Below are 8,802 nucleotides of genomic sequence, written 5' to 3' on the forward strand. Positions count from 1 at the left end.
CCTATGCATCTATTATACAACGATAACGGGTTAAGGAACTGTTACAGATAGCTTGGACAAATTATTCACCAGCCACTAGATAATACTGTCTTTACCATCTAATTCATCCCGAATGGGTTCTCCAGTGTCCAATGCTCGTTGAATGGTTTCTTCTGGATTCTCTCCTGGTAAAAGATGCAGGGATAGTGATTCGCCAAATTTTTCGATGTATGGCATCGCGTAGCCGCTGGTACTCGTCTTGATCCATTTTTCTGTCAACTCCTTATTAGCTTGTGGTATTGAGTTTAGTTTGTTCGAATATATTGGCGCGACGAAATTATTTACCTATTCAGAACGACAACCTTCGGAAACTGAGCGTTTTGGCAAATGGCGCCACCTGGTGTTCTCGACCTATTCATAATGACGACCTTCGAAAACGTGCAGATCCCGGTTCACGCATAGATGGCTGTTCTCGACCTATTCAGAATGACGACCTTCGGAAACCTGACAAGACTATTTTACCGCGGAGGCTGGTTCTCGACCTATTCAGAATGACGACCTTCGGAAACGTATCAGGCCGCATGAAGGAAATCATAAGTGTTCTCGACCTATTCAGAATGACGACCTTCGGAAATGCACCCGCATTACAACAAAACTACTCTTCAGTTCTCGACCTATTCAGAATGACGACCTTCGGAAACAATCTGTCTACTGTGCGCGGTCGGCGAGATGTTCTCGACCTATTCAGAATGACGACCTTCGGAAACCGCTCCGCAAAAGAGCGTGGCTTCGGCAGAATTCTCGACCTATTCAGAATGACGACCTTCGGAAACTTAAGGTGGCCACCTGGGCGTTAAATTCTGGTTCTCGACCAATTCAGAATTACGACCTTCGGAAACTCATGGCTTGAGTCCCAGTACTTAAACCGTGTTCTCGACCTATTCAGAATGACGACCTTCGGAAACAGAGCAGAGCGTTAACCACGGCTGTTTGAAGTTCTCGACCTATTCAGAATGACGACCTTCGGAAACTGGCATGTTATAACGCGTCTGGCGGCGTTTGTTCTCGACCTATTCAGAATGACGACCTTCGGAAACGAGGCAACACAAAAGCATTGCACATTCGACGTTCTCGACCTATTCAGAATGACGACCTTCGGAAACCAGCAGCCTCAGGCGCTACACATCGACACCGTTCTCGACCTATTCAGAATGACGACCTTCGGAAACCAACCTTTGGAGCCTGCGCCGCATCCATTGGTTCTCGACCTATTCAGAATGACGACCTTCGGAAACGCTGAGCAAAAAAAGAACCCTGTAAAGTTCGTTCTCGACCTATTCAGAATGACGACCTTCGGAAACTGGCGAAACATTAACGGTGTGGACTTACGCGTTCTCGACCTATTCAGAATGACGACCTTCGGAAACGTTCTGCCTTGGCGGCCTTGATGTCGTCTTGTTCTCGACCTATTCAGAATGACGACCTTCGGAAACAATGACTGAGCCTCTTAGCTCACAATTCGGGTTCTCGACCTATTCAGAATGACGACCTTCGGAAACTCACTCGAGGCCGCAAGTTTGACCAGACTGGTTCTCGACCTATTCAGAATGACGACCTTCGGAAACCGGCGGCGTCAACTTTAAGACTGCGTCCAGGTTCTCGACCTATTCAGAATGACGACCTTCGGAAACAAATCCGTAGAATCTTTGCGTCCTTAATCTGTTCTCGACCTATTCAGAATGACGACCTTCGGAAACAGGCCCATTCACCGTCGTACAGGGTTTCCAGTTCTCGACCTATTCAGAATGACGACCTTCGGAAACGAACTGCGGAACGCGTATCACCGCCAGCCTGTTCTCGACCTATTCAGAATGACGACCTTCGGAAACCACCGGGAGTGTAGGTAGCATAAGGGTAGAGTTCTCGACCTATTCAGAATGACGACCTTCGGAAACCGGCCAAAGACATTATTTCAGGCCAGCAAAGTTCTCGACCTATTCAGAATGACGACCTTCGGAAACCGAGCTGCTCTGGGTAAAGCACTGGCAGCGGTTCTCGACCTATTCAGAATGACGACCTTCGGAAACGCAAATGGTAAATGTATCGGTGCAGACAGTGTTCTCGACCTATTCAGAATGACGACCTTAGGAAACACGGAACTGGTAAGCAAAGCACGTCAGAGCGTTCTCGACCTATTCAGAATGACGACCTTCGGAAACCATTTTGCTGACTTCTACGACCAGGATGCGGTTCTCGACCTATTCAGAATGACGACCTTCGGAAACCGGGTGTTTATAAGAGTTTGACCCGTATCAGTTCTCGACCTATTCAGAATGACGACCTTCGGAAACTGGCCTTGATGCTCATAACCGAGTTCGTGGGTTCTCGACCTATTCAGAATGACGACCTTCGGAAACCAAGCAGACGACGGCTTTGCAGGCCGCGTAGTTCTCGACCTATTCAGAATGACGACCTTCGGAAACAGGTGATGTAGCTGCTTAAAATCCACTGGGGTTCTCGACCTATTCAGAATGACGACCTTCGGAAACACATGTTTTATGCCTCCTGTGGTTCGGTTGGTTCTCGACCTATTCAGAATGACGACCTTCGGAAACCACGAGCGGGCATGATATTGTAAGCATTCCGTTCTCGACCTATTCAGAATGACGACCTTCGGAAACCAGCGTTTGGCGTACAAGGCCGCACATGACGTTCTCGACCTATTCAGAATGACGACCTTCGGAAACTGAAACCTCCGGGGTTGCCACTTCGCATGGTTCTCGACCTATTCAGAATGACGACCTTCGGAAACCGGCGGTCATAACTGCCTGCCCATACTTGTGTTCTCGACCTATTCAGAATGACGACCTTCGGAAACCAACATCGTGACGTCCGGTGGTGCTCCAGGGTTCTCGACCTATTCAGAATGACGACCTTCGGAAACCCTCAAAGTCGCCTTGGAAGACAGGTGGCAGTTCTCGACCTATTCAGAATGACGACCTTCGGAAACCAAAATGGGCACCGGCTTAACGTCCGCTAGGTTCTCGACCTATTCAGAATGACGACCTTCGGAAACGAAGAACGACCAGAAGATGGCACGAATTAAGTTCTCGACCTATTCAGAATGACGACCTTCGGAAACCCCCAACAAAAATCATGGAGGACGTGCCACGTTCTCGACCTATTCAGAATGACGACCTTCGGAAACGGGCGCCACAGGTTCCGTGCGGCAATTGGAGTTCTCGACCTATTCAGAATGACGACCTTCGGAAACGCTTACTCTATCAATATTAGTCAGAATTAAGTTCTCGACCTATTCAGAATGACGACCTTCGGAAACCAAAAGCTTCGGCACTTAGCCGGATTCCTTGTTCTCGACCTATTCAGAATGACGACCTTCGGAAACGACTGTTGCCAATGCACCGGCCGTGGCACGGTTCTCGACCTATTCAGAATGACGACCTTCGGAAACCATCTGCCTGACAGTGACCCTGACAAGCTCGTTCTCGACCTATTCAGAATGACGACCTTCGGAAACTGCGCTCGGCGACGGCTTTCTTATGAGCGGGTTCTCGACCTATTCAGAATGACGACCTTCGGAAACCCAAAAATCGCCATGGGTGCCGCATGTGCTGTTCTCGACCTATTCAGAATGACGACCTTCGGAAACTTGGTGATATTGGGCTATTTAGTGGTTTATGTTCTCGACCTATTCAGAATGACGACCTTCGGAAACTGCACCTGATTTTTACACCACGCCAGATGTGTTCTCGACCTATTCAGAATGACGACCTTCGGAAACGGAAAACGCCGGTGAGACGCAAGACGGGTAGTTCTCGACCTATTCAGAATGACGACCTTCGGAAACCAACATTGTGTATGGTCTATCAAGTGCCAAGTTCTCGACCTATTCAGAATGACGACCTTCGGAAACCCTCACCTCCGAACTTGAACAGGTCTTCGAGTTCTCGACCTATTCAGAATGACGACCTTCGGAAACCGTTTTTTTCACATCACTTCACAATAATGTATTTAACGGAAATCAACTAAATCCTCGTCAACGTAATAATACCGGCATTTCTTAAATTCAGATGCCCTAGACGTATTTGAGAACTCGATTAGAAGAACTGTCAATCCTGAGTCAGTCACTTGTTCGACCAGTTGCGCCAATTCCTGCGCATCCACAAAATGACTTAGGTCGGTAATTACCACCAATCTAGAATCGGATATTTCCTGTAGTATCTTAAATAGTAGTTCAATTTTAGCACATATCAGATCTGCTGGAGGCATCTCTAAATGGAGTCCGACAAACTTAATTATCGATTCTAAGGATAGATTATCCTTCACAACCAACGGTACATCCATGCTGAAACTGGCATCTAACACGAGCCTCGAAACTTCACGCTGTGCATCAAGCAGTTTTACTTTAGCATTATCAGTCGCATAGTTAAGAAGACTTTTTGTTAGCGGCTTCAAGAACAGAGAATCAAAGTCAATCCCGAACGCCGGATTTCCAACCCATAAAATTTGTTTTTGGCCATTCACTTCCTCGTTCTCATCATTAGTCAAACAGGTATCCTCCGATTCGCCAATGAATGTTTCAACTAATTGTTTGTAAAAAATGGTTGATCCAGTTTCCATAACGTTCAACTCATTCGGCTCAAATGCAAACGGACGCAAGGGAAAAACTGTTAATTTCATAATATGATTGTCCTTTCTGCAGAATTGCGGATATCTGTACTTGCAGTTCCCGAGATAAAATTCATTGCCTGATACTGCGCCTCTGTAATGATGAGTGACTGAATTAGACCCTCTCGTGGTGCAATTTCACTAATTCGCTTAACAAGAAAATTTGCGGCATTTTTACTCGGGCAAACACGGACGTAATTCGAATACTGCATCATGAAAAAGCCTTCACGAATCAGCGCCTTCCGAAATCGTCGATATTCGCGCCGCTGCTCTCGACTATCAACGGGCAAATCAAACAGTACCATTAATCGCACGACTCGATACCTCACTTGGCAATTCCACCTCAATTCTTATTTCATCTTGTTCACCGCTGAGATAACGTAAGCAATTGCTAACGTGCACCCCAATCGCGTTTCGTAACAGCTCCTCCTTGCCATTGAATTTGATTACAACATTCAGAAGATCCACCAACATGAATTTCACATCAGGTGTTAGTTCGTTGAATTTCTGCTGACTCACCCACTGGTCGTACACTGGTCTGAATGGTTCCATGAGATCCGATCCTAAATTGTATGAATTTTCTGAACTCCCATGATGGATGCCGATTTGGGTTAAGTACCCACTCGCTGTAATTCTGCAATTCGTCAGTGAAAGTAGTATGGAATAACCATAGTTCAGTGCTGCGTTCAACGCTTCCTCATTACTCCGTGAAAAATGTTTGCCAAATAACTCCTGAAAATAGTAACGTGCCGCAACAGCTTCGCGGTTTGTCGGATCATTTAATTCAAGCTTATCTAATTGGGTGCTCAAATGACTGGTATCAAGTCTGCAAAATTCAAGAACCTGCTGTTGCGATTTTATTTTCGAATATACGATTTTTGTCCACGCAGTTTCAATTCTTTCACTTGGCCAATTAATTTGCTCACGCAATTTAGCAACGGTTCTCACCGATGGTGTTAAAGACCGTGCCTCACCCACGGGTTGTCCATTTCTTGAAGTGTATATTACCGCAATTTGTCTTTCTGCCATCTCTGCAAGCAGTGCAGTTGTCAGAACCGCCTGTGTTGTTTCAATTAATAAAACTTCAACATCATCCAGTGGAATTACGGTACTACCATCCCTAGTCTGCACAACCAAACTGCGCATAGACAACGATAACTTTGCATGTTGCGTCACTACAACTGTTCTCCACCCCAAATTACTTTTCCTCCTTGCATCTTTTTATCCATACAAGTACAATGTCCTTGAGGAGCGATTCGACCCGTTTCTCATTCTCGAGTTATTCAGAATGACGATCTGAATGGAAATCAAACAAAGCTTCGGCTGAGTTTTATCCGAGGAAAATCCTCGCACCCGCATGGGTGATTACATATTTTGCCTTAAACAAGAAGCTATCGCTTTCGCGATAGCTTTTTGTTTTGCCTCTTATTGTAAAATCAAATCTTTCGCGTGCTTCCAAATAATCCAGACGCAGATGTCGTTACAATCGTTGTATCTGCGTCAAGATCAATACCAGCAGGATTATATACACGACCAAAGTCTGAGGTTCCACCAATTGCTTTGAGATTTTCAACATTCGCATTCGCGTGCAGTGCCGCAACAATTTGCCTAAGCACGGTAATCATCCCTGGCGTCTTAAGTTTTTTCCCATCCATCACGTTGTAAATAGGCAATTCACTAAATTTTGTCCGAGTCTTCTTCAATCCATTAATTTTAAGTTCCATTAATGGATTGGACTTGTACTCCCGTTCGATAATATTATCGAACAGACGAAGTAACTTATCTGCTGTAGGCTCTTCATAATGATCCCATTGCTCCGCATTTTGAGGTTTCGTAAGTAGCTTCATTTCGGCTTTTGACATCCACAACTGCACAGTGTTGCGATACTCGGTGTGTGAAGCCAGCCTGAACACACCATTGTTCGCATTTACAAATTTAGTTCCTAATTGAACGTGAGGCAGCACGATTTCAAATGGCGTTCGAGTTATTTCACCCTTTTTGTTCACTTTTTCAAATCGCGGCGTAGCGAGTTCCTCAACGAGTTTTACTTCGGCAGCACGACTCACATGACGCGCACGTTTCAGTTCATCGATATTACGAACATAGATAGGAATCGCTCGGAACGCTGGTTCATCGCGTTTAATAAATTTCGCAATAGCGATATAGGCTGGCTTACTTCCACTAAACCCGCCATATAGTTCAACCGGCCGATTTTTTGTTGCGGGTACCAACCTCGCCTTGCCACCTCCATTCACCTTTGCGTCCGACTTCTTCCAACGTGTTTGATCGTTCAATGCGCCGGTGTATTCGCTAGTCGCGTACGAAACAATCATGGTCTTGTACTCATAAATTTCATTGAGTTTTTTCAAATCAGCGGTTTTATTCCACGTTAGTTCCCCATCCACATTTGTAATTCGATCAGAATTCTCCAGCTCGTAAATAAAGTTAGCTCGACGCAGAGCGTCTTTGGATTTACGTAGTACATCAAATTTTCCATACTCAAACAATCCCCTATAACTCGGAAATTGTTTTCGTAGGTACGTACCGATGAACGCGGCTAGATGTGCATCAAATGCATGGTGATAGTCATTCACATCCCGATTTTTTGGAAAATCGAATGTATCACGGAAGTCGTGAGTCAAATTAGCCTTTATATTGATTACAGCGCTATCCTCGGGGAGTTCCGCGGTGAGCACTTGTTCAGCCAATTTGATAATCTGACGTGTTTCAACAAGTTGCCGCGCAATGAATCCATTTGCACGTTGGTTAAAGTCCCGCTCATGCAGCGTTAGATTTCTGTATTTTCGTTCGCTAATTAAGCCCGCTTCCCGCCAGGAATTCCAAAGTGCTAATTGACCTGGGCAATAATCAATTGCAAAATTGTTTCCCTTTCTTTCATTTTCAAACTTGGTTGTGAGAACCCGATTATCAAAGGAATTGTCTTTCACAAAAACCCGCGGGATAACATGATCGATATCGTAATTGTTCAGCTGATTGAGATCAATCGGTTTCCCAGTGTAGGCGTCACGGCCATTTTGGGAAAAGTACAATACCATCTTATCAGTGAATATGGTCTTCGTCTTTGCGTTAAGTTTAAGTTCGTTGGCCACACTTTCACTAAGTATGCTTGCATTCTGCTCATATGCTTCCAGCAAGCGATCTTGTCGCTGAGTGGTCCGCTGGGGATGCTTCTGTGGCCCATCCGCAGCCTCAATGTAGATGAATTTTGGCGCATTTCCGACGGCGCGCTCAATGTCTTCAACCACTGCGAGTACCTGTCGTAGTGCTTTTCGATTCGAAGGTGACGTGTAAGCATCAGCAATAATATCGGCCGATGTGTAATCCGCACTGTTGTGCTTTTCGATTTTCTCTGCAAAGTCCTGATCGTGAACAATTTGCATGAAGTTTTTCGACGTGCCTGTTAACACGTCAAGTATTGATTCACCCTGACGATTTTTAACCTTGGTCAACAACGCTGCAGATAATTGTCCCCATCCACGGTAACGAATAACAGACAACTTCTTACGCTGGTCATCGGTTAACCACGTGATGTCGTGTAACTTTACGGTGAATATCTTGCTGTCCTCAAATAAGGTAGACCACTCAATAATCTTTTCGATATCTGCCTGACGAGTTGTATCGTCAACAGAATTCGGGATAATTCGCTTTAAATCACGGTAAGTACTCATCTTACTGTTAAATCGTTTTGGGTCTGCCAATCCCTGGATATCCGGTTCGCTACCAGATGGAATAAAGGACTCTGCTTTGAGCATGTTAACCAGATCAGTGGTTTTAACCACTGATTTTTGCATAAAGTAATGACGAATCATGTACTGCTTTTGTTCGCTGGTCAAATGTTCTCCGTTCACTCGAACGTTGTTTAATTCGTTCAACACCGTGAACTTCTGATACAGCAAACTGGCAACTGGAAGCACACTCTCCCCCATAAGGTAGGTGTCAGTCGTCTTCATTCGCTCAATAAAATTGGTTGCAGACTGCGTCCGGTCAACCTTGTCGTCAAAATTCCAAGGGGTAATGTTCCCTGCTGATTTACGTTCCTCAATTGTCAAATCAAGCGCAACACTTTTTAACCGATTCTTGTTAGCGGTATAGGTCATGCCATGTTGGGGTAGT

5 protein-coding genes and 1 CRISPR repeat array are annotated in these 8,802 nt (G+C 45.3%); all 5 genes read right to left on the minus strand.

What is annotated here, in order from left to right; genetic code table 11:
* Positions 1-75: 75 nt before the first annotated feature.
* Positions 76-216 carry a hypothetical protein gene (locus tag EKM97_RS12005; protein ID WP_164507538.1) on the minus strand — a complete coding sequence of 47 codons (141 nt, stop codon included), beginning with the start codon at positions 214-216 and terminating at the stop codon, positions 76-78.
* Between the two features lie 99 nt (positions 217-315).
* Positions 316-3,979: a CRISPR direct-repeat array (repeat unit 36 nt; unit sequence GTTCTCGACCTATTCAGAATGACGACCTTCGGAAAC).
* A gap of 32 nt (positions 3,980-4,011) precedes the next feature.
* Positions 4,012-4,680, minus strand: a complete 669-nt coding sequence (gene csn2 / locus EKM97_RS11340; protein ID WP_125572499.1) for a type II-A CRISPR-associated protein Csn2 — start codon at positions 4,678-4,680, stop codon at positions 4,012-4,014.
* Positions 4,677-4,982 carry a CRISPR-associated endonuclease Cas2 gene (gene cas2, locus EKM97_RS11345; RefSeq protein ID WP_125572500.1) on the minus strand — a complete coding sequence of 102 codons (306 nt, stop codon included), beginning with the start codon at positions 4,980-4,982 and terminating at the stop codon, positions 4,677-4,679. The genes csn2 and cas2 overlap by 4 nt, the downstream gene beginning before the upstream one ends.
* A complete protein-coding gene (gene cas1 / locus EKM97_RS11350; RefSeq protein WP_125572501.1) occupies positions 4,960-5,865 on the minus strand; it encodes a type II CRISPR-associated endonuclease Cas1 in 906 nt (301 codons plus the stop codon). The genes cas2 and cas1 overlap by 23 nt, the downstream gene beginning before the upstream one ends.
* A gap of 239 nt (positions 5,866-6,104) precedes the next feature.
* Positions 6,105-8,802: type II CRISPR RNA-guided endonuclease Cas9 (gene cas9, locus EKM97_RS11355; RefSeq protein WP_125572502.1), on the minus strand; the 2,698-nt coding region annotated here is incomplete at its 5' end.

Origin of the sequence: Lacticaseibacillus songhuajiangensis, assembly GCF_003946025.1 — a bacterium.
Lineage (GTDB): Bacteria > Bacillota > Bacilli > Lactobacillales > Lactobacillaceae > Lacticaseibacillus > Lacticaseibacillus songhuajiangensis.

Coding starts and splice junctions, on each gene's coding strand:
- EKM97_RS12005 (WP_164507538.1), bottom strand. CDS start 216: ATGCCATACATCGAAAAATTTGGCGAATCACTATCCCTGCATCTTTTA.
- csn2 (WP_125572499.1), bottom strand. CDS start 4,680: ATGAAATTAACAGTTTTTCCCTTGCGTCCGTTTGCATTTGAGCCGAAT.